We start from the raw sequence: 21,359 nt of genomic DNA, 5'->3' as shown, positions 1-21,359 counted from the left end.
GCAGACGGAAATCGATGGGATGCAGGGCCGCAGCGACCACCGCGCGCCCTGCAAACAAGGTTTTAGGAGAACGGTCGCCTGATGCAAAGTGCGCCTTGTGGCCCAACGGCCCAAAAAGATGACAGGCGTTTTGCGGACCCTTCAATGGGACGGGCAAACTTCCCCCCGGAATATGCCAGCGGCCTTGCCGCCGGCTCGATCAAGCGATTGCCGGCACCAGCTTGTGGTGCCGACTCAATTTGGCGCGCGGTGCCTCGGGGCACGGCGCGCCTTGCCGTATTCATTAGCGTAAGCAGGCGGGATCAGCGTACGCCGATGAATAATCCGCTTCGCAGCGTGCGCCGTGAGAAGCCCATGCGGGAAGCGGGTTTTGACGAAGGGTGTTGTTTGAACTGACTCTCATCTGAAACCTGAAGGAGAAAATGATGGCACTTGCCAAGAAAAAACCCGTCGCTAAGAAAGCTGCAGCGAAGCCGGCCGTGAAGAAGACGGCTGCCAAGAAGGCAACGGCAGCGAAGAAGGTCGCCCCGGCGAAGAAGGTCGCAGCGAAGAAGGCAGCTCCGGCCAAGAAGGCCGCCGTGAAGAAAGTAGCAGCGAAGAAGGCACCGGCGAAGAAGGTTGCAGCGAAGAAGGCAGCGCCGGCCAAGAAGGCAGCAGCGAAGAAGACCGTAGCCAAGAAGGCGCCGGCGAAGAAGGTCGCGGCCAAGAAGTCGGCACCGGCCAAGAAGGCAGCGGCGAAGAAGGCCGTAGCCAAGAAGGCGCCTGCGAAAAAGGCTGCTGCGAAGAAGGCCGCGCCTGCCAAGAAGGCTGCCGCGAAAAAGGCGCCTGCGAAAAAGGCTGCTGCGAAGAAGGCTGCCCCTGCCAAGAAGGCTGCCCCTGCTGCGAAAAAGGCCCCCGCTGCGAAGAAGGCCGCTGCGCCTGCAACGAAAGCTGCCCCCGTCGCTGCCAAAAAGGCTGCCGCTCCGGCACCGAAAAAGGCTCCGGTCAAGAAGGCCGTCCCTGCGAAGAAGACTGTCGCTGCAGCTCCGGCGACCACCGCAACCACTCCGGCAGCTCCGGCTCCGGCTGCAGCGGTCAAGACGGCGCTGAACCCGGCAGCGGCATGGCCGTTCCCGACGGGCAGCCGTCCGTAAGTCACCGCGGCCAGGCAGGACCTCGACACACTCGATGTGTCTCACGACCGGGTAGGGCTACCCGGTCCGAACCCGTCGCCGGGTCTGCCGGCGGCGGGTTTTTTATTGTGCGCGGCCGGCGCATTCGTATGACGGGAAAGCCGATTGGCGGCACCGGCTGTGCGGGTCAGCACCTATTCTCCGGACGAATGTGCGTCAACGCACAGTGAAGCTCCTTTTGTCTGACTAGCCTTGAGGCTCATTTTGGCGACCCCTGCCGTGGGCGGGCCAGAGGAAATCCAGCGGGATCTGACATCGGAGGCTGCCGTGTGTGCGAAGAAATTCATGCGCGTCGACGAGCCGGTCAAGGTGTATCGGCAAGTGATCTCCGAGCACCATCTTGGTGTGATCAACGCCGCGATCGACCGGGGCGCGTCCTCACGCGGGCGCGAGGTGCTCGACACGCTCCCCGGCGGCGTGTGCTCGCCGCAGGCCGTGGCGGATCTGCTGCGCAGGATCGATGCGTTCAGGATGATCGAGAACGAGGCGCGGCGGGCGGCGCGGTTGCGCGCCACGCAACTCGTCGGCCGCGCGCTGCGCGAAGAGCCGTTCCACACGATGCGCTGCGTAGGGTCCGCGGAGCATGCGCACAGCCACCGGCGGCATTTCGATTCGCACCTGCTCACGCTCCTCGTGCCGCTGCAGCTCGCCGACCCGTCGCGCTTCAACGGCGACCTGCTGTTCTATACGAAGCGGCGCCAGTCGGTGTCGCTGCTTGCGAACGTCGCGTACAAGTTTTGGCACGGCTTCCTGCGCAATCTGCCGTTCGCGTGGCGTTGCGCCCTCACGTGCCGCGATCTGACGAGAGGCCGCTGCGAGCGGGTTCCGTGCGCGGTCGGCAACGTGTACGTGTTCAACGGCTTCGTCACGCAGCATTGCAATCTGCACGTCGAGAGCGGCGAGCGCCGCTCGCTTCTCATCCACTATTTCGATCCGGGCCTGTCGATGGGACTGAGCGTCGCGATCCGCACGGTGCGCGGCATGCGCGACCGGCTCCATCGGGCCTGAGCCCGGCGCGCGGATGCAGAAAAAAAGCGCATGCACCTTCCGGTGCATGCGCCCTGCGATCCGAGCGCAACCAGCGATCCACGCCGGCTGCGCCGCTTCCTTTCCCGCGAGTGCCGCTAGTGTGTCACGCGCGTCACGCCGCCGCTCGAGAGCAGGCGAACCCGCTCGCCCGCCTGGAACACTTCGCCCGTTGCCGTTTGCGTGATGGCGCGCATGTCGCCGTTGTCGAGGCGCACGGTGATTTCCAGACCGTTCTTCACCGCGGCGGTATTCTCCACCGCGTTGCCCGCCACCGCGCCCGCGATACCGCCGACGATACCCGTCAGGATCGAGCCACGCCCGCCGCCGATCGCGCTGCCCGCCACCGCGCCCAGCGCGCCGCCGCCGATGGCGCCGAGGCCGCTCGGCTGGCCGTTGTTCGAGCTGATCTTCACGCCGCGCACGCTTTCGACCGTGGCCATGCGGACCGTTTCCTCACGCTGCGCCTGCGATGCCGTATAGACGTCGGGAGAACTGCTGTTGTAGGCGCAGCCTGTCATCCCGACTGAGCTGACGAGCGCCGCTGCCAGCACGATACGACTTATGGTTTTCATTCCCTTGCTCCACTAATTACGACAGGCTGGTTCCAAATGCCTGTTTGAAACGGTCTTCGATTTCGGTGCGCGTCGGCGCGTAGGTCTGTGGTCCCTGGTGCTCGATCTTGAGCGAGCCCATCAGGCTGGCGAGACGTCCGGTCTTCTCCCAGCCAAGTCCGTTTTCGATGCCGTACAACAGGCCGCCGCGGAAGGCATCGCCGCAGCCGGTCGGATCGACCACCTGCCGCGCCTTCACAGCCGGAATTTCCGCGACGCCATCTGAATGATAGATCTGCGCGCCGTGTTCGCCGCGCGTCACCACCATCGCGTCGACACGCTTCAGGATGTCTTCCACCGACCAGCCCGTCTTGTTGCTCAACAGCTTGGCTTCGTAATCGTTGACCGCCACGTAGGAGGCAAGTTCAATCATGTGACGAAGCTCCACACCTTCGAGAATCGGCAGTCCCTGGCCCGGATCGAAGACGAACGGGACGCCCGCCGCGGCGAACTGGTCCGCGTGCTGGCGCATGCCATCGGCGCCGTCGGGAGCGACGATGCCAAGCGTGATGCCGGTGGTTTCGTCGGCCCGGTTCAGGTGTGATTCCATCATCGCGCCCGGGTGGAATGCCGTGATCTGGTTGTTCGCGAGATCGGTCGTGATGAAGCATTGCGCCGAGTGCTGGTCGGGCAGCACGCGCACATATTCCTTCGACAAACCGAGTGCGTCGAGCCGGTCGATGTAGAGCTGCGCGTCGGCTTCGCCGAGCGTCGCCATGATCTTCGGGTCGCCGCCGAGCAGCTTCAGCGCGTACGCGATGTTGCCCGCGCAGCCGCCGAAATTGCGGCGCATCGTCGGCACCAGGAAGCTGATGTTCAGCATGTGCACCTGGTCGGGCAGGATGTGGTCGCCGAAGCGGCCCTGGAAAGTCATGATGTTGTCGTAGGCGAGCGAGCCGCAAATGAGCGTAGCCAAGGCGAGCGTCCTTTGAATGGAGACGGAAGGAAAATTTTGCGCATTCGTCAGGCGCCGAGCGCTGCTTCATCGCCTGACGAATGCGCGGACCGCGAGCGGTCCGCGCAAGAAACGTCTTACTTCAGTGCGGCGATCGCTGCGTCGTAGTTCGGCTCGTTCTTGATTTCGGGAACGAGTTCGGCGTGCAGCACCTTGTTGTCGGCGTCGACCACCACAACGGCGCGCGCCGTCAGGCCCTTGAGCGGGCCGCTCGTCACGTCCACGCCGTAGGCCTTGGCGAATTCACGGCCGCGGAACGTCGATGCCGTCACGACGTTCTCGATGCCTTCGGTCGTGCAGAAGCGCTTCGCCGCGAACGGCAGGTCGCCCGAGACGACCACGACGACCGTGTTGTCGAGCTTGGCGGCGGCTTCGTTGAACTTGCGCGTCGAGGTGGCGCAGGTCGGCGTGTCGAGGCTCGGCACGATGTTGAGCACCTTGCGCTTGCCGGCGAACTTGGCGAGCGTCACGTCGCCGAGATCCGCGCCGACGAGGGTGAAATCAGGGGCCTGCTGTCCTGCGGACGGAAACGTGCCGGATACTTCGATCGGGTTGCCGCCGAGGGTGACTTGACTCATGTTGCGCTCCTGGATTGCGTCGGATGTTCAGAGGAAAGCGCGCGGCCGGGGAGCGGACGCGCGCCGTGGAGAAACGGGTTGGAACGTGGCACCGGGCTCAGGGATAGAACACCTGCACCCGGTAGTTTGCCGCGACGACGTCGCCGGTATCGAGCCTGACGACTACCGCCTGCGTGCTGCGAGGCGCGAGGCCCGCGCCGAATATCGTACCCGGACGCGCGTAATCCTGGGGCCACAGCACGCGGCGGATCGCGACGTTGTTCTTGTCGTCGAGCAGCGTGACCTCCAGCGCGGGATAGGCGAGCGCGACGTCGAAGCGGTTGCTCAGCATGAGCTTCAGTTCGAGCTTGTGCGGGCCGTCGACCTGCCGAAGCCCGGAGTTCTCGATCTGCAGGCCGTCGATGTCGCGCGGCGGCGCCACCGTGCAGCCGAGTTCCTCGCAGACATCGGCGTAGAGCGACTGCGAGGCCGGGAGGAAAACCATCACGGTTTCGCGATGCCACCACGCGAGCTGCACGATCAGCGCGAGCGCCAGCACGACGGCGATCACGATGCCCGCGATCCGCCGGGAACGCGGCGAGCGCAGCGTCCCGGGCGTTTCGCGCGTGAGCGGGAACGGCTCGGCCTCGCCGTCCGTCGTGCTCGGCAGGCCCGATGCGCCCGCCGCCGATGCGGCGAAGTGTGGCTCGGGATCGGTTTGCCACGAGCCTGTCGCGGGACGCGGAGGCGGTTCGGCTTTCGCCGGCGAAGCGGGCGAGGGCGATGCTTTCGGCGCGCCCCGGGCCGGGCCGACGAACGGTTCGCTGCGGCCGTGCGCGCCCGGCTCGACAAAAGGCTCGACGAAAGGCTCGACGAAAGGCTCGGCGCGGGTGTCGGGTTCGGCGGCTGCGGGGCGCGGCGAGGCGGCGGATTCAGGCCTGGCTTCGGCGGCAGCCGATACGCGTTCGGCAAACGGGCCGGTGCGCGCGCGCACGAACGGCTTGTCCGCGGCTTTGGCCGCCGGCGCGACGAAGGGCTCCGCGCGCGTGTCGTCTTGCGGTTCGTCGTGAGTTTTGAGCGACGGCTCGATGCGCGTCTGCGGCGATGGTGGCGCGGACGGCTCGGCGCGGCGCTCGGCGGCCGGTGGCACGCGAGGCTCGGCGGCGTGTTCGACGGGACGCCCGGCGCGCGCTTCGACAGGCTCCTTGGCGTGCTCTGCGGCGTGATGTTCGACGTGCGGTGCGGCGCTGCCCGTGACGAACGACTTCGTGCCCGGCTTGCCGAGCGCTTCGAGGCGCGCCTCTGGCGACGCGCCGTTGGCCGCGGGCTGCACTGCGGGATGCGTCGAGGCCACGGTGGCCACGGCGGGCGCCGCTTCGATCGGTGCGCCCGTGACGTGCTGCGCATGCCCGTTCAGCGTGGACGGCGCCTCATGCGATGCGTCGTGAGTCGGCGGCGCCGGTTCCAAAGCGCCCGCGGAGATCGGCGCGGTGGATGCGCTCTTCGGCAATCCGTCCGCAGCGGATGGCACTGATGCCTCTGCGCGCGCTACATCGCCGGGTGGTACGGCGCGTTGCGGGGAAACGGCGGGTTTTTCCTGCGCTCGCGGCTGAGCGCGTTCGCTCGAAGCGCTTGTCGCGGATGCCGCGGGGCTATTCAGCGCGTCAGCGCGAAACCCTTGCGCCTGCGCCGCCGACGCAACGGCAGGGGTTGCGCCATGCTTCGCTGCACCCGGGCGCAATGCCGGAGCAGGCGTCTGAATCGCAACCGTCTCGTCGCGAGCGGTCGCATGTTGCTCGCGCACGGGCGCTTCATCCGCGGCGACTTCGAACTGGTGATGGGCGGCGTCGAAGACTTCCTGGCAATGGCCGCAGCGCACGCGGCCGTCGTGCGGCGCGAGCAGATGCGGATCGAGGCGGAAAACAGTTTCGCAGTGGGGACAGCGGGTTGCCAGCGCCATGTTTGAGCCGAAGGCCGGACGGCCGGTTCGTGGTCGATGGCGCTATTCTAAAGGCTTTCGCGCCGCGTCCCCGCGAGGCACACCCAGCCTTCGTGCTCGCGCCAGACGCCGATGTCGATCCAGCGCTCGTACACGGCGGCGACTTCGGCGGCCTGCCGCGCCAGCACGCCCGACAACGCGATGCGTCCGCCCGGCTTCACCTTCGCGGCGAGCATCGACGCCATCAGTTTCAGCGGATTCGAAAGAATGTTCGCGACGACGATGTCGAACTCGCCGGCGGGGCAATCGTCGGGCAGGCCGTAGGTGACGTCCGCGTGGTTGCGCACGCTGTTCTGGCGCGCGGATTCCACGGCCTGCGGATCGATGTCGATGCCGATCACCGGATTCGCGCCGCATTTCTTCGCGAGGATCGCGAGAATGCCGGAGCCGCAGCCGTAGTCGAGCACGGACTGATTCTGCCGCACGGACTGCTCGAGCCATTCCATGCAAAGGCGCGTGGTCGGATGGCTGCCGGTGCCGAACGCGAGGCCCGGATCGAGTTCCAGAACCAGCGCGTCGGGATCGGGCGCGTCGTGCCAGGACGGCACGACCCAGATGTGCTCGCCGATATGAATCGGGTCGAATTGCGACTGCGTGAGCCGCACCCAGTCCTGCTCCTCGACGTCGCGCACGGAAAACGGCGGCGTCGCGGCAAGGCCGATTTCGTTCGCCGCCGCCGCGAGCAGCACGGTCGGATCGGTGTCTTCTGCCAGCAGCGCCACGACGCGCGAACGCTTCCACGCGCTCGTCTCGGGCGTGAGTCCGGGCTCGCCGAAGAGCGGCTGCTCGTCCGGCGTGTCGGCATCGGCGTCCTCCACCGAGACCGACAGCGCGCCGACCGCAAGCAACGCGTCCGACAGCGCTTCCGCGTGCTCGCGATCCAGCTCGGCAATCAGTTCCCGGTAGCTCATGCGCTCAAGCCTCTGTTAAGCCTCTTCGGCGGCGACCGCCGCCTGCCGTGCGGCCAGCTTGTTTTCGAGATAGTGGATGCTCGTGCCGCCCTCGACGAACTTCGCGTCGATCATCATTTCGCGATGCAGCGGGATGTTGGTCGAAATGCCTTCCACGACCATCTCGGACAGCGCGATGCGCATGCGGTTGATTGCCTGCTCGCGGGTCGCGCCGTACGAAATCAGCTTGCCGATCATCGAATCGTAGTTCGGCGGCACGAAATAGCCGTTGTACGCGTGCGAATCGACGCGGATGCCGGGGCCGCCCGGCGAGTGCCACGACGTCAGCCGGCCCGGCGACGGCGTGAACTTGAACGGATCTTCCGCGTTGATCCGGCACTCGATGGCATGGCCGCGGAACTGGATGTCCTTCTGGCGGAACAACAGCTTCTCGCCGGCGGCGATGCGGATCTGCTCCTGCACGATATCGACGCCGGTGATGAGTTCGGTCACCGGATGCTCGACCTGCACGCGCGTGTTCATTTCGATGAAATAGAACTCGTTGTTTTCGTACAGGAATTCGAACGTGCCCGCGCCGAGATAGCCCATCTTCTTGCAGGCCTCCGCGCAGCGGTCGCCGATGCGGTCGATCAGCCGCCGCGGGACGCCCGGCGCCGGCGCTTCCTCGATCACCTTCTGGTGGCGGCGCTGCATCGAGCAGTCGCGCTCGCCGAGCCAGATCGAGTTGCGAAACGAATCCGACAGCACCTGGATTTCGATATGGCGCGGATTCTCGAGGAACTTCTCCATATAGACCTGCGGGTTGCCGAACGCGCGGCCCGCTTCCTCGCGGGTCATGTTGACCGCGTTCACGAGCGCCGCTTCCGTGTGCACAACGCGCATGCCGCGCCCGCCGCCGCCACCCGCCGCCTTGATGATCACCGGATAGCCGATCGCGCGCGCGATCTTCACGATTTCCTTCGGATCGTCGGGCAGCGCGCCTTCCGAACCCGGCACGCAGGGCACGCCGGTCTTGATCATCGTCTGCTTGGCGGACACCTTGTCGCCCATCAGGCGGATCGTTTCCGGGCGCGGGCCGATGAACGTGAAGCCCGACTGCTCGACGCGCTCCGCGAAGTCGGCGTTCTCCGACAGGAAGCCGTAGCCGGGATGAATCGCCTCGGCGTCGGTGACTTCGGCCGCGCTGATGAGCGCGGGCATGTTCAGGTAGGAGAGGTTCGACGGGGCCGGTCCGATGCAGACGGCCTCGTCGGCGAGCTTCACGTACTTGGCTTCCTTGTCGGCTTCCGAATAGACGATGACCGTCTTCACGCCCAGCTCGCGGCACGCGCGCTGGATGCGAAGCGCGATTTCGCCACGGTTTGCAATGAGGATTTTTTCAAACATAGCAATTATTCGACTCGTCAACGGGCACGCTGTGCGGCCCTGGAGGATCGGCTGCGCGTTCGCACTTCGGCACTTCGTGCGAGGCCGCGCGAGGCGCATGCTGAGTGTCGCCCGCTTCCGGCACGCGCGCCCGGGCGGCAGGCGCGGCACGCGGCGCGAGGCATGAGTCCGGTGGCTCAGTCGCCGATCACGAAGAGCGGCTGGCCGTACTCCACCGCCTGGCCGTTCTCTACGAGGATTTCCTTCACGACACCCGCCTTGTCCGATTCGATTTCGTTCAGCAGCTTCATGGCTTCGATGATGCAGATCGTCTGGCCTTCCTTGACCGTGTCGCCGACCTGCACGAACGGCTCGGCGCCCGGCGACGGCGCGCGGTAGAACGAGCCGACCATCGGTGAGGTCACGACATGGCCCTGCGGCGCGGCAGCCGCGGCGGGTGCGGCGGCCGGCGCGGCGGAAGCGGCGACGCCCGCCTCGGTCGCCGCGCTGTAGTGCGGCGCGGACGGCATCTGGCCCTGCGGCATGTACTGCTGCGGCGCCTGCATGTACACCGGCGCCGCGTTCTTGACGATGCGAACCTTTCCTTCGCCTTCCGTCACTTCCAGTTCAGAGATACCGGATTCCGAGACGAGGTCGATCAGCGTTTTGAGTTTACGAAGGTCCATCGAAAAATCCCCTTTCAATACTTGGAGACCGGAAATGCGTCCGGTGCTTGACTTGATTTATATGGGTGCTGCGTGCCGGGCTCAGCGGTGAGCCGGCGTGGCGAGCCGCTCGAGTGCGAACTCGAGCGCAAACAGATAGCCTTTCCATCCGAGCCCGCATACGACGCCTTCGGCCAGATCGGACAAGTAAGAGTGATGCCGGAACGCCTCCCGACGATGCACGTTGGACAGGTGAATCTCGACGAACGGCAAGCCGACGCCCGCCAGCGCGTCGCGGATCGCGACGCTCGTGTGCGTGTAGGCGGCGGGGTTGATCAGCACGAAGTCGACCTTTTCGGTACGCGCCTGCTGGATGCGGTCGACGAGCGCGCCTTCATGATTGCTCTGAAACGACGTGAGTTCGGCGCCGGCCTCGTCCGCGCGGCGGGCAAGGGCCTGATCGATTTCTGCGAGCGTTACGCGGCCGTAGACATCCGGTTCCCGGGTGCCGAGCAGATTGAGATTGGGGCCGTGCAGCACCAGCAGTCGAGTCATAGTCGCTTCAGTTTGTGCGAATTGGGCGCACTTTAGCGCCGTTTAGAGAATTTTGTCCAGTTTTGCCGCGCGGGCGCGCAAGCGAAGCCGGAAGAAATTACACACTATGACACGTCGTCGGACACATGTTCTCTCAAAATTAAGAGAACGACGCCGATCGTGCCGCCTTCGTGCAACAATCTCGCCGTCTATTCATTAGGTTCTTACAGGGCGTCGAGCGTCTGTTTCAGCTCTTTGAGATCGACTTCGCCCAATTTTGTCGAACGAACGACACCTTTTGCGTCGATTACGACGGTAAAAGGCAGGCCGCCCGCGTTGTTTCCGAAGCTGCGCGCAAGATCGGCGCCGCCGAATCCGGCAATGTAGACCGGATAGTCGACGGGCACTTTCTTGAGGAATTCGTTCACGTTTTTCTCGGAATCGACGCCGAGGCCGATGAACGTGATGCCCTTGCCTGCATATTCGCGATGCATCGCGGCGAGCGCGGGCATCTCCTTCACGCACGGCCCGCACCACGACGCCCAGAAGTTCACGACGACCGGCCGTCCCCTGAACGAGGCGATGGTCTGCGGCGTGCCCTGCGCGTTTTGCAGCGACGCGCGCCACAACTGGTCGACGGCATTGGCGCTCGTCGCCGCTTCGCTGGCGCCGCCCGTCATCAGATGCCCGGCGTAGAAGCCGCCTCCGGTGGCGGCGATCGCGACCACGACGGCCGCAAGAATGCGTTTCGAGTTCATTGGATGGATGGATTCTCAGCCGGCGATGCCGACGGGCGGCGGTGTTTCGGGGCCTTCGAGCAGCGCGCGCACCGCTGCCGTGTTCGCGCGGGCCAGCTTGCCGCGTCCGTCGGCGCGCACGGCGCCGCGCAGGTCGTTGGCGTCGTAGAGCGCGATGTGGATGCCGACCGGTTCCTCGGCGCGCGTCGGGCGGTTCAGGAAGCTCAGCGTTTCGACATAGCCGCGTCCGGCGAAATGCCGGGTCTCCGACACGTCGTACTGCACGTTCGCATTCAACAAATAGATGGCGACTTCCTTGGGGTTGTCGCAGAAGCATTGCAGATGGATGTCGGAGTGCTCGCCGGCCGTGCCGTTCAGCACGGCGCCCGTCAGATACGGATTGAACATCGCGAGGCGCTGCATCCAGTCCAGCGCGACTTCGCGCATCCGGCGCAGCACGGCCGGCTGGCTGTCGCTCTGGAAGATGGCCTGGTACTCGCGGATTTCCTCTTCGATCTGGTCGTTATCCGGCAGCCATTCGCCGCCAACCCTTGCTTCGCCGACAACCTGCCGCGCCGCCTTGCGCTTCGCGGTGGAGTAGTCGAGCCCGTCTTCGGCGATCATCCGCGCGGCCGCGATCGCGATTTCCTCGCGCACGCGCTGCGGATCGAAATGTGATTTGCGCACCATCCCGGAATGATACTAGAGATCAAAAACGCGCCCGGTTACGGTGGACGGCCCGCGCGGAAAGCCGGAGCGCTGAGCGCGCTCGGTTACAATATGCGCCTTCGAGCACCTTCGCGGACGGTTTTTTCGAAGCCGCCGTCCAACGTTTTTCCGTGACCGGCGCCTGCGCGGCGCGACAACGCTTTATGCACATCCACATCCTCGGCATCTGCGGCACCTTCATGGGCGGACTCGCCGTCCTCGCCCGCGAGGCGGGCCACAAGGTCACCGGCTGCGACGCCGGCGTCTATCCGCCGATGAGCACGCAACTCGAGGCGCAGGGCATCGAACTGATCGAAGGCTACGGCGTCGAGCAGCTTTCCCTCGCGCCCGATCTCTTCGTGATCGGCAACGTCGTGACGCGCGGCAATCCGTTGATGGAGGCGATTCTCGACCGCGGGCTGCCCTACGTGTCGGGGCCGCAGTGGCTCGGCGAGCATGTGCTCGCGGGCAAATGGGTGCTCGCGGTGGCCGGCACGCACGGCAAGACGACGACGAGCTCCATGCTCGCGTGGCTGCTGGAAGAGGGCGGGCTCAATCCGGGCTTCCTGATCGGCGGCGTGCCGCTGAACTTCGGCATCTCGGCGCGGCTCACCGATTCGAGCTTCTTCGTGATCGAAGCCGACGAGTACGACACCGCCTTCTTCGACAAGCGCTCGAAGTTCGTCCACTACCGGCCGTGCACCGCGGTCCTGAACAACCTCGAATTCGATCACGCCGACATCTTCCCCGATCTCGCCGCCATCGAAACGCAATTCCATCATCTCGTGCGCACGGTGCCGGGCGTCGGACGCATCGTCACGAACGGGCGCGAGGCTGCGCTCGAACGCGTTCTGTCGCGCGGCGTGTGGTCGGGCGTGGAGCGCTTCGGCGTGGAAGGCGGCTGGCAGGCGCTGCCCGCGGCCGACGGCGCGCCCGTCGACGAGCAGTTCGCGGTCTACTGGGAAGGCGAGCGGCTGGGCGTCGTGGACTGGCAGGTGCAGGGCGAGCACAACCGCATGAATGCGCTCGCGGCGATCGCGGCGGCGCGTTCGGTCGGCGTGCCGCCGTCGCAGGCGGTGAAGGCGCTCGCGAGCTTTCGCAACGTGAAGCGCCGCATGGAAGTGAAGGGCAGCGTCGACGGCGTGACGGTCTACGACGACTTCGCGCACCATCCCACGGCCATCGAGACGACCGTCGCGGGACTGCGCACGCGCATCGCGGGCACCGGCGGGACGGCGCGCATCCTTGCCGTGCTCGAACCGCGCTCGAACACGATGAAGCTCGGCACGATGAAGGCCCAGTTGCCCGCGAGCCTCGCGAACGCCGATCTGGTGTTCGGCTACGGTGCGCGCGAAGGCCGCGACAAGCTCGGCTGGGACCTCGCCGAAGCGCTCGCACCGCTCGGTGAGAAAGCGCGGGCGTTCAACGAAATCGAGCCGCTGGTCAAGGCGGTCGTCGCCGCCGCGCAGCCGGGCGATCACGTCCTCGTGATGAGCAACGGCGGATTCGGCGGCGTGCATCAGAAACTGCTGGACGCGCTTTCGGCGCGACCCGCCGGGGGCGTCGCGTGATTCTCTACCTGCACGGCTTTCGTTCTTCCCCTCAATCGTTCAAGGCGCGCGTGATGCGCGCGCGCCTCGCGGAACTCGGGCGGCTCGACGAATGGCAGTGCCCGGTTCTGCCCGTGTCGCCGCGCGAGGCGATCGCGCTCGCCGAGAAGATCGCGGCCGGATCGGCCGACGCGCACGTCACGGTGATCGGCAGCTCGCTCGGCGGCTTTTACGCGACCTATCTGGCGGAAAAGCACGGCTGGCGCGCCGTGCTGCTCAATCCGGCGGTCGTGCCGCAGCGCGATCTGAGCCACTACCTCGGGGAGCAGCCGCTCTGGCATGGCGGCGGGAGTATCGTCGTGGAGCCGCATCATCTGGATGAGCTGCGCGCGCTCGCCGTCGAATCGGTCACGCGGCCGCAGCGCTACTATCTGATAGCGGCAACCGGCGACGAGGTGCTCGACTACCGCACGATGCTCGACCATTACCCCGGCGTGCGCACGACCCTGATCCAGGGCGGCGACCACGCGATCAGCGATTTTCCGAAGTATCTGGATCAGGTGCTCGCGTTTTGCGCGCCCCGGCCGCCGGAGCCGGTCGCGACGGCTGCGGCCTGAGAACGGACGGCGCGGCACGTTTTTTCACCGCGAACGAGCGACGCGGGCAACCGCACACCAGAGCCCGTCCCGGCCGAAGATCGCGCCGTTTCGTGCCCGTTCGGAGCCGATTCGCACCGTTTCATGCCGATCAGCGCCGATTCGAACCGTTTCATGTTACTGCTGCGGCGACGCAGCGCTTTCGTCGCCGGCAGGTGGCAAGCAAAACGGAAGAGTCGGCGCGCGTTGCCCTAAGCTTATGAACTCCGGCAGGTTTTCCGCGTTGCCGGTCCACAGTCTTACGAGAGTATTGAGTGAACGTTTTCTTCGAGGAATCGGGTAGTTTCAAGGCCGGCGCGGTGCTGTCGAAGCAGGGCGACGCGTTCCAGGTCGAGTTGCCGGGCGGCCGGCGCGCGAAAGTGCGGGCGAAAGACGTGCTGATCGAGTTCGAGAAGCCCGGCGCCGGCGACCTGATGAAGGAAGCCGATACGATCGCACAGGAAATCGATCTCGATTTCCTGTGGGAGTGCGCGCCCGACGACGAATTCCCCGTCGCCGAACTCGGCGCCGACTATTTCGGCGACAAGTTCGGTGCGGTGGAGCGCGCGGCGCTCGTCTTGCGGATGCACGGCGCACCCGTGTACTTCCGGCGCAAGGGCCGGGGGCAGTACCAGCGCGCGCCGCAGGAGCAGTTGCAGATGGCGCTGGCGTCGCTGGAGCGAAAGCGCCAGCAGGCGCTCGTGCAGGCGGGCTACGAAGAGGAGCTGAAGGCGGGCAAGCTGCCCGAGGCGTTCGCCGGCCGTGCGATCGGCCTGCTCACGAAACCCGACAAGAACTCGATCGAATACAAGGCGCTCGAAGCCGCCGCCGCGGCGCGCGGCATTTCCCAGGCGCGCCTGATGCTCGAATGCCGCGGCATTCCGTCGGCGCGGGCGCTGCACGAGGCGCGCTTCCTGTCTGAATTCTTCCCGCACGGCGTCGGTTTTGCGGCGGTGGAGATTGCGCCGCTGCCCGAAGACCTGCCCGAAGCGGAGGTCGAAGCGTTCTCCATCGACGACGTCACGACCACCGAGATCGACGACGCTTTCTCCGTCGAGCATCTTTCCGACGGCCGCGTGCGCGTCGGCATTCACATCGCGGCGCCGGCGCTCGGCATCGCGCGCGGCGACATGGTCGACGCGATCGCGCGCACCCGGCTTTCCACCGTCTACATGCCCGGCGACAAGATCACGATGCTGCCGGACAGCGTCGTCGATGCGTTCACGCTCGCCGAGGGCGGCCTGCGCCCGACGTTGTCGCTCTACATCATCGTGAACCGCGAGACGCAGGAGATCGTGGCCTCCGAGACGCGCGCCGAGCGCGTGTTCGTGAAGAGCAACCTGCGCCACAACCATCTCGACGAATTCGTGACGGAGGAAAGCCTCGCCAACGGCAGCGGCGAGTATCCGCACAAGGAAGACATCGCCGTGCTGTGGCCGCTCGCGCAGGCGCTCTTCGAAAAGCGCCAGGAGGCGCGTGCGCAGTACGGCCTGAGGCGCGAGGTGCAGCGCAACAACGACTTCAACTTCTACGTGGAAGGCGAGCACATCACGATCACGCCGCGCCGGCGCGGCTCGCCGCTCGACCTGATCGTCGCGGAACTCGCGATTCTGGCCAATTCGTCGTGGGGCGCGTTCCTCAACGACCACGGCGTGCCCGGCATCTACCGCTCGCAACGCGGCTTCGGCGGACCCGGCCCGAAGCGCACCCGCATGCAGACCACGCCCGCGCCGCACGAAGGCCTGGGTGTCGCGCAGTACGCGTGGAGCACGTCGCCGTTGCGCCGCTATGTCGACCTCGTCAACCAGTGGCAACTGATCGCGTGCGTGCAGCATGGCGTGACGGCGAAGCTCGCCGCGCCGTTCAAGCCGAAGGACGCGGATCTGTACGCCGTCGTGCAGGGCTTCGACGACACCTACACCGCCTACGCCGATCACCAGCGCCGCATGGAGTATTTCTGGTGCCTGCGCTGGCTCACGCAGGAAAACAAGAAGCACGTGGCGGCGTCGGTGGTGAAGGACGATCTCGTGCGTCTCGACGACATCCCGCTGATGCTGCACGTGCCCGGCCTGGGCGTCCATGCGCGCGGCACGAAGGTGATGCTCGAGGTGATGTCGGTCGATGAACTCACGGTGGAGGCGTCGTGCCGTCTGCTGCACGTGATCGACGCGCCGTCGGCCGCGGCGGAGGCGCTCGAAGAGGAAGCCGAGGAGGAGATCATCGAAACGGATGATCTCAGCGCCGAAAGCGAAGCCGAAGCGCAGGCCGAGGCACAGGCCGAAGCACAGGCCGAGCCCTCGTCCGGGAACGGCGCCGACGCGCCCGAACAACCTTCTCCCGATGTAGCCGAGCCCACGGAGCCGACGCGATGAACGCCGCACGAACCGACCGCTATGCGGTGATCGGCAATCCGGTCGAACACAGCAAGTCGCCGTGGATTCACGCGCGCTTTGCCGAGCAGACGGGCGAGCCGGTCGAATACGGCCGCATCCTCGGCACGGTCGGCGCGTTCGAAAAGGACGTGCGCGCGTTCATCGAGTCGGGCGGGCGCGGCATGAACGTGACTGTGCCGTTCAAGCTCGACGCCCACGTGCTCGCCGATTCGCTCACGCCGCGCGCCGCGGCCGCGGGTGCGGTGAACACGCTCGCGTTCGGTGCCGACGGCGTGCGCGGCGACAACACCGACGGCATCGGCATCGTGCGCGACATCGAGCAGAACCTCGGCGTGAAGCTCGAAGGCGCGCGGATTCTGCTGCTCGGCGCGGGCGGCGCGGCGCGCGGCGTCGTGCTGCCGGTCTTCGAGCGCAAGCCGGCCGCGCTCACCATCGTGAATCGCACGGCCGCCAAGGCGGATCAGCTCGTCGAGCGCTTCGCCGAAGCCGCCAGCGCTTGCGGCGTGCGCTTTTCCGGCGGCGGCGCCGGGCGCGTCGAAGCGCTCGCCTACGACGTGATCATCAACGCGACGGCCGGCAGCCTCGACGCCGCGCTCCCCGATTGCGACGCCGCCGCCTTCGGCCCCGCCACGCTCGCCTACGACATGATGTACAGCCCCAAGCCGACCGTCTTCATGCAGCACGCGCAAGCGCTCGGCGCGCGCGCGGCCGACGGCCTCGGCATGCTGGTCGAGCAGGCAGCGGAGTCGTTCTTCGTCTGGCGCGGCGTGCGGCCGGACGGCGGCGCGGTGCTGCGCGAACTGCGCACCGTGCTGTCGGCGAAAGCCTGACCCGCGCCTGACGAAAGCGCCGTCCGGACCCGCGCCGATGACAAGAACGAAAACCCGGGTCCGGCTCGGACCGTCGCGCTGGATCCTGTACGGCGTCTCGGTGCTCGCCATCGCACTGCTCGCGACGCAGCTCTACTTTTTCGTGCAGATCGGCATCTGGACGGTCGTCAATCCGGCTTCGACCGCCTTCATGCGCTCCGACGCCTGGCGCCTCGCGCAGGACCGCCCGGACCTGTCGATTCAGCGCACCTGGGTGCCCTACGACCAGATTTCGCGCAACCTGAAGCGCGCGATCATCGCGTCGGAGGATGCGAACTTCGTCAACAACAACGGCTACGAAACCGACGCCATCCTGCAGGCGTGGGAAAAGAACAAGGCGCGCGGGAAGATCGTCGCGGGTGGTTCGACGATCTCGCAGCAGCTCGCACGCAACCTGTTCCTGTCGCGGGAAAAGAGCTACGTGCGCAAGGCGCAGGAGCTCGTCATCACGTGGATGCTCGAATTCTGGATGGACAAGCAGCGCATCTTCGAGATCTACCTGAATTCGGTCGAGTGGGGCAACGGCGTGTACGGCGCCGAAGCGGCGGCGCGCTATTACTACAAAACTTCTGCGGCGAAGCTTTCTGCCACGCAAAGCGCGCGGCTCGCCGTCATGTTGCCGCGGCCCAGATATTTCGACGAGCATCGGGGATCGGCGTATCTCGCGCAGCGCACCCGGGTGATTGCACGGCGCATGGGCGCAGCCGAACTCCCCGAGTGATTTTTTAGCGCGCTTCGCTAAACATATAAGGCCCTGATTCGTCAGGGCTTTTTTGTGTTAGCTTGCATTTTGCTTACGTCAATTCTCCCATTATATGAACACATCAATCACATATTGAAGATTTGAGATAGCCGGAACTAAAATCCGTCCACAGCCTGAATGGCACCCATGCGCACCGCCGGAACCGCTTTCCCGCGGCGCGACGAAAAAAGAACGGAGACAAGCCATGCAACCGATCACCCGCCTGCGCGCGCAGGTCCCGCCGCCCGACCCGACGACGTCCGCCTCCGCGTTTGCCGCACGCCCGAAGCATCGCGCCTGACGGCGCTTCGCTTCGTCTCGTTTTTTCGTGCGTCGCGTTTTGCCCGACCCGTCAACCAGCATCGAGCCCCTAGCATCGAGCGCCATGACCAAGCCACTGAATTCCGAAGTCGAAAGTGCCGCTGCACCCGTCGCGTCCATCGCATCCGCTGCATCCGCCGCACCCGCTGCCCCCCCGGCACCGGTGAAGAAGGCGAACGGCCGTGATCCCGACGCGATCGCGCTGCCGAGCACGCTTCTCGATATCACGCCGCAGCAAGCCGGCACGCAGACGCTCTTGCGCGGCCTCGCGATTCTCGAAGCCGCCGCGAACGGCGCCCGCGACCTGCGCGCGTTCGGTGCCGCGCTCGGCACGACGCGCAGCACGACGCACCGGCTCGTCAGCTCGCTCGTGCAGGCGCGCTATCTGCGGCAGGTGCAGGGCGGATATCTGCTCGGACCGAAGCTGATCGAGCTCGGCACGATCGCGCTGGAACAGATGCCGCTCACCGCGGTCGCGCGCCCGCATCTCGAAGCGCTCGCGCAGCATACGCACGACACGATCCATCTCGGCGTGCGCGACGGCGACGACGTGCTCTATATAGACAAGATCCCCGGCACGCGCGGTCTCGAAATGCGCTCGCGCGTGGGGCATCGCATGCCGCTCGCATCGACCGGCATCGGCAAGGCGATGATGCTCGACCTGCCGCCCGACGCGTGGACGAAGCTCTTCGACGCGTCGCACCGCGCGCTCGCCGGCGCGAGCTTCAAGCCCGACAACCGCCCCGACGCCGATACGTTCCGCCAGCGCATGACGCGCTACTCGCAGGGCGGCTTCACGTTCGACCTCGAGGAAAACGAGGCGTCGATCCGCTGCGTCGCGGCGCCGGTGCGCGATGCGTCGGGGGCGATCGTCGCGGCACTGTCGGTGGCGAGCACGATTCCGTACATGCCGCACGAGCGCATGGAAGAACTGATTCCCGTCGTGCAGCGCGAGGCGCGCGCGATTTCGGAGGAACTCGGCTGGCGCGTTCCGCAGCCCGCCACCCGCAGGATCAAGCGATGACCCAGGCCGTGCCCGCACCCGCCGCCGTTTCCGCCGCAGCCGGCGCGCCCGCGCTGATCGCGCTCGACTGGGGCACCACCTCGATGCGGGCCTATCTGCTCGGCGAGGACGGCGCGGTGCTGCAGGGGCGCGAGTCGTCGGCGGGAATCATGAAGCTGCCCGCGGGCGGCTTCGACGAAGTCTTCGACGAGACCTGCGGCGCCTGGCTCGACCTCGCGCTGGCGCTCCCGGTGATCGCCGCGGGCATGGTCGGAAGCGCCCAGGGCTGGCTCGAAGCGCCCTACATCCAGACGCCCGCCGATGCGTCCGCGCTCGTCGGCGGCATCGTGAAAGTACAGGCGAAGCGCGGCGTGACGGTGCACATCGTGCCGGGCGTCCTTCAGCCGGGCATGCTGCCCAACGTGATGCGCGGCGAGGAGACGCAGATCTTCGGCGCGCTCGCCGGCGACGCATCGCTCGAAAGCGGAGCACAGGGCGCGCTGATCGGCCTGCCCGGCACGCATGCGAAATGGGCGTTCGTGTCCGGCGGGCGCATCGAGCGCTTCTACACCTTCATGACGGGCGAGACGTTCAGCGCGCTGCGCGATCACACAATCCTTGGCCGCACGATGCGCGCGACCGAGCATCCGGAATCGGAGGCGTTCGTGCGCGGCGTCGATACCGCGAAGGACGCCGGCCACGCCGGCATGCTCGCGACGATCTTCAGCACGCGCACGCTCGGCCTCACCGGCCAGCTCGCGCCGGAGCAGCAGGCCGACTATCTGTCGGGCCTTCTGATCGGTCACGAATTGCGCGGCCTGAACGAAGTGCTCGCCCGCGAACAGGCGAATCTCGCCGGCAAGACGCTGCGCCTGATCGGCAACGACGCGCTGTGCGAGCGGTATCGCGTCGCGCTCGCGCGCTTTGGCTGCAACGACGCGAAAACCGTCGCGCTGGCCACCGAACGCGGCCTCTTTCGCATCGCCGCGCAGGCGGGACTCGTGAAGTCCGCGGCCCGCGCGGGTTAAGTCACAGGAGCCACACATGCAGCCTCATATCAACCTGCCCGCGCCGTACGGCCCGCATCCCGGACTCGACGCGGCGTTCAGCGCCTGTCCGCTGATCGCGATCCTGCGCGGGGTCACGCCCGCCGACGCCGCCGACCACGGCCGCGCGCTGTACGAAGCCGGGTTCCGGATCGTCGAGGTGCCGCTCAACTCGCCGCAGCCGTTCGACAGCATCGCCGCGATCCGCCAGGCGCTGCCGGCCGATGCGATCGTCGGCGCGGGAACGGTGCTGCATTCGAGCTTCGTCGATCGGGTGAAGGCGGCCGGCGGCGAACTGATCGTGATGCCGCACAGCGACGCCGACGTCGTGCGCGCGGCAAAACTGCAGGGGCTCGCATGCGCGCCGGGCGTCGCGACGCCGAACGAGGCGTTTCTCGCGCTGAAGAACGGCGCCGACGTGCTCAAGATGTTCCCCGCGGAGCAGCTCGGGCCGCACGTGGTGAAGGCGTGGCGCGCGGTGATCGCGGCGGAGGTGCCGCTCGTGCCGGTCGGCGGTGTCACGCCGGACAACATGGGGCCGTATCTGGCGGCGGGCGCGAACGGCTTCGGCCTCGGCTCCGCGCTGTACAAGCCGGGACAGAGCGCGGCCGTGACCGGCGCGCACGCGAAGGCGTTCGTGAACGGCCTTCAGGTCGCGCGAAGCAGTGCTTTGCGGAACGAAACCCGAGGTGAAACCCGGGGCGAGCGGGCATGAACCGGCTCGCCGGCAAGGTCGCGATCGTCACCGGCGCCGGGCGTGGCATTGGCGCCGCCATCGCGCTCGCCTTCGCGCGCGAAGGCGCGGCGGTCGTGCTGGCGGAACTCGACATCGACACGGCGCGCGCGAGCGCCGGGCGCATCGCGCGCGAAACCGGTTCGCAAAAGGTGCTCGCGGCGGAGACCGACGTGACGCGGGGCGCATCGGTGCAGGCGGCGGTATCGAAGGCCGAGGAGGCGTTCGGACCCGTCGACGTGCTGGTCAACAACGCGGGCATCAATGTGTTCTGCGATCCGCTCACGATGACCGACGACGACTGGCGCCGCTGCTTTGCCGTGGACCTCGACGGCGTCTGGAACGGCTGCCGCGCCGTGCTGCCGGGCATGGTCGAGCGCGGCGCGGGGAGCATCGTGAACATCGCCTCGACACACGCGTTCAAGATCATTCCCGGCTGCTTTCCGTACCCGGTCGCGAAGCACGGCGTCATCGGGCTCACGCGCGCGCTCGGCATCGAATACGCGCCGAGGAACGTGCGCGTCAACGCGATCGCGCCGGGTTACATCGAAACGCAACTGACGCTCGACTGGTGGAACGAACAAGGCGATCCGGCCGCGGCGAAGCAGGCGACGCTCGACCTGCAGCCGATGAAGCGCATCGGCCGCCCGGAGGAAGTCGCGATGACGGCGGTGTTCCTCGCATCGGACGAGGCGCCGTTCATCAACGCGAGCTGCATCACGGTGGATGGCGGGCGCTCGGCGCTGTATCACGATTGAAGTGGGAACAGGAAAAACATGACGCACTGGCCGCGGTGCGGCATGGGGCCGGAGGAAGTGCTGAAG

The 21,359-nt window shown here is 66.6% G+C and carries 22 protein-coding genes and 1 pseudogene; 12 read left to right on the top strand and 11 right to left on the bottom strand.

The annotated features are described in order from the left end of the window. Positions 1 to 81 precede the first annotated feature (81 nt). From BG61_RS43905 to BG61_RS10740, 3 genes are all read left to right on the top strand, one after another. Complete coding sequence (locus BG61_RS43905) at positions 82 to 396, top strand: hypothetical protein (RefSeq protein ID WP_075584145.1); 315 nt, start codon at positions 82 to 84, stop codon at positions 394 to 396. Between the two features lie 29 nt (positions 397 to 425). Continuing rightward, complete coding sequence (locus tag BG61_RS39970) at positions 426 to 1,133, top strand: histone H1-like repetitive region-containing protein (RefSeq protein ID WP_035927957.1); 708 nt, start codon at positions 426 to 428, stop codon at positions 1,131 to 1,133. A 306-nt stretch (positions 1,134 to 1,439) separates the two neighbouring features. Beyond that, on the top strand, positions 1,440 to 2,180 hold the full coding sequence (locus tag BG61_RS10740; protein ID WP_051672420.1) for a hypothetical protein: 741 nt from the start codon (positions 1,440 to 1,442) through the stop codon (positions 2,178 to 2,180). A gap of 116 nt (positions 2,181 to 2,296) precedes the next feature. Here BG61_RS10740 and BG61_RS10735 read toward each other — a convergent pair whose 3' ends face one another. The 11 genes and pseudogenes from BG61_RS10735 to BG61_RS10690 form a co-directional block, all read right to left on the bottom strand. Beyond that, entirely contained in the window at positions 2,297 to 2,773 is a 477-nt protein-coding gene (locus BG61_RS10735; RefSeq protein WP_035927544.1) for an outer membrane lipoprotein, read from the bottom strand. Between the two features lie 16 nt (positions 2,774 to 2,789). After that, entirely contained in the window at positions 2,790 to 3,728 is a 939-nt protein-coding gene (locus BG61_RS10730; RefSeq protein WP_035927546.1) for a carbohydrate kinase family protein, read from the bottom strand. Positions 3,729 to 3,844: 116 nt separating this feature from the next. After that, positions 3,845 to 4,345 (bottom strand): thiol peroxidase, encoded by a 501-nt coding sequence (gene tpx / locus BG61_RS10725; RefSeq protein WP_035927549.1) that lies wholly within the window; start codon positions 4,343 to 4,345, stop codon positions 3,845 to 3,847. Between the two features lie 97 nt (positions 4,346 to 4,442). Then, positions 4,443 to 5,855 (bottom strand): DUF3426 domain-containing protein, encoded by a 1,413-nt coding sequence (locus BG61_RS41260; protein ID WP_232256024.1) that lies wholly within the window; start codon positions 5,853 to 5,855, stop codon positions 4,443 to 4,445. A gap of 363 nt (positions 5,856 to 6,218) precedes the next feature. Continuing rightward, positions 6,219 to 6,284: pseudogene (locus BG61_RS43900) on the bottom strand (MJ0042-type zinc finger domain-containing protein); the annotation flags it as partial. Positions 6,285 to 6,331: 47 nt separating this feature from the next. Next, positions 6,332 to 7,234, bottom strand: coding sequence for a 50S ribosomal protein L11 methyltransferase (gene prmA, locus BG61_RS10715; RefSeq protein WP_035927551.1), 903 nt, complete (start codon positions 7,232 to 7,234; stop codon positions 6,332 to 6,334). Positions 7,235 to 7,249: 15 nt separating this feature from the next. Continuing rightward, the gene (accC, locus tag BG61_RS10710; RefSeq protein ID WP_035927554.1) at positions 7,250 to 8,620 is read right to left on the bottom strand and encodes an acetyl-CoA carboxylase biotin carboxylase subunit; all 1,371 of its coding nucleotides are present in this window, start codon (positions 8,618 to 8,620) and stop codon (positions 7,250 to 7,252) included. Between the two features lie 176 nt (positions 8,621 to 8,796). Next, entirely contained in the window at positions 8,797 to 9,285 is a 489-nt protein-coding gene (accB, locus tag BG61_RS10705) for an acetyl-CoA carboxylase biotin carboxyl carrier protein (RefSeq protein ID WP_035927556.1), read from the bottom strand. 81 nt (positions 9,286 to 9,366) lie between these two features. After that, a complete protein-coding gene (aroQ, locus tag BG61_RS10700) occupies positions 9,367 to 9,819 on the bottom strand; it encodes a type II 3-dehydroquinate dehydratase (protein WP_035927559.1) in 453 nt (150 codons plus the stop codon). A 203-nt stretch (positions 9,820 to 10,022) separates the two neighbouring features. Continuing rightward, positions 10,023 to 10,556, bottom strand: coding sequence for a TlpA family protein disulfide reductase (locus BG61_RS10695; RefSeq protein WP_035927561.1), 534 nt, complete (start codon positions 10,554 to 10,556; stop codon positions 10,023 to 10,025). 15 nt (positions 10,557 to 10,571) lie between these two features. Continuing rightward, positions 10,572 to 11,225 carry a hypothetical protein gene (locus BG61_RS10690; RefSeq protein WP_035927563.1) on the bottom strand — a complete coding sequence of 218 codons (654 nt, stop codon included), beginning with the start codon at positions 11,223 to 11,225 and terminating at the stop codon, positions 10,572 to 10,574. Between the two features lie 182 nt (positions 11,226 to 11,407). Between BG61_RS10690 and mpl the strand changes: the two genes are divergently transcribed. From mpl to BG61_RS10645, 9 genes are all read left to right on the top strand, one after another. Next, positions 11,408 to 12,814: a UDP-N-acetylmuramate:L-alanyl-gamma-D-glutamyl-meso-diaminopimelate ligase gene (mpl, locus tag BG61_RS10685; RefSeq protein ID WP_035927566.1), complete on the top strand. Its 1,407-nt coding sequence runs from the start codon at positions 11,408 to 11,410 to the stop codon at positions 12,812 to 12,814. After that, positions 12,811 to 13,410, top strand: a complete 600-nt coding sequence (locus BG61_RS10680) for a YqiA/YcfP family alpha/beta fold hydrolase (RefSeq protein WP_035927568.1) — start codon at positions 12,811 to 12,813, stop codon at positions 13,408 to 13,410. The genes mpl and BG61_RS10680 overlap by 4 nt, the downstream gene beginning before the upstream one ends. Before the next feature lie 293 nt (positions 13,411 to 13,703). After that, positions 13,704 to 15,800, top strand: a complete 2,097-nt coding sequence (locus BG61_RS10675; protein ID WP_035927572.1) for a ribonuclease catalytic domain-containing protein — start codon at positions 13,704 to 13,706, stop codon at positions 15,798 to 15,800. Further along, positions 15,797 to 16,651: a shikimate dehydrogenase gene (gene aroE / locus BG61_RS10670; protein WP_035927575.1), complete on the top strand. Its 855-nt coding sequence runs from the start codon at positions 15,797 to 15,799 to the stop codon at positions 16,649 to 16,651. Before BG61_RS10675 ends, aroE begins: the two co-directional genes overlap by 4 nt. Before the next feature lie 37 nt (positions 16,652 to 16,688). Next, positions 16,689 to 17,411 carry a monofunctional biosynthetic peptidoglycan transglycosylase gene (gene mtgA, locus BG61_RS10665; RefSeq protein ID WP_035927577.1) on the top strand — a complete coding sequence of 241 codons (723 nt, stop codon included), beginning with the start codon at positions 16,689 to 16,691 and terminating at the stop codon, positions 17,409 to 17,411. A 406-nt stretch (positions 17,412 to 17,817) separates the two neighbouring features. Then, positions 17,818 to 18,777 (top strand): IclR family transcriptional regulator, encoded by a 960-nt coding sequence (locus BG61_RS10660; RefSeq protein WP_035927580.1) that lies wholly within the window; start codon positions 17,818 to 17,820, stop codon positions 18,775 to 18,777. After that, complete coding sequence (locus tag BG61_RS10655; protein WP_035927583.1) at positions 18,774 to 19,784, top strand: 2-dehydro-3-deoxygalactonokinase; 1,011 nt, start codon at positions 18,774 to 18,776, stop codon at positions 19,782 to 19,784. The genes BG61_RS10660 and BG61_RS10655 overlap by 4 nt, the downstream gene beginning before the upstream one ends. 16 nt (positions 19,785 to 19,800) lie before the next feature. Further along, positions 19,801 to 20,517, top strand: a complete 717-nt coding sequence (locus tag BG61_RS10650; RefSeq protein ID WP_051672418.1) for a 2-dehydro-3-deoxy-6-phosphogalactonate aldolase — start codon at positions 19,801 to 19,803, stop codon at positions 20,515 to 20,517. Then, entirely contained in the window at positions 20,514 to 21,293 is a 780-nt protein-coding gene (locus tag BG61_RS10645; protein ID WP_035927586.1) for an SDR family oxidoreductase, read from the top strand. The genes BG61_RS10650 and BG61_RS10645 overlap by 4 nt, the downstream gene beginning before the upstream one ends. Positions 21,294 to 21,359: the final 66 nt, after the last annotated feature.

The organism is Caballeronia glathei (genome assembly GCF_000698595.1).
Taxonomy (GTDB): domain Bacteria; phylum Pseudomonadota; class Gammaproteobacteria; order Burkholderiales; family Burkholderiaceae; genus Caballeronia; species Caballeronia glathei.
This window is presented reverse-complemented; position numbering and strand designations above follow the sequence as displayed.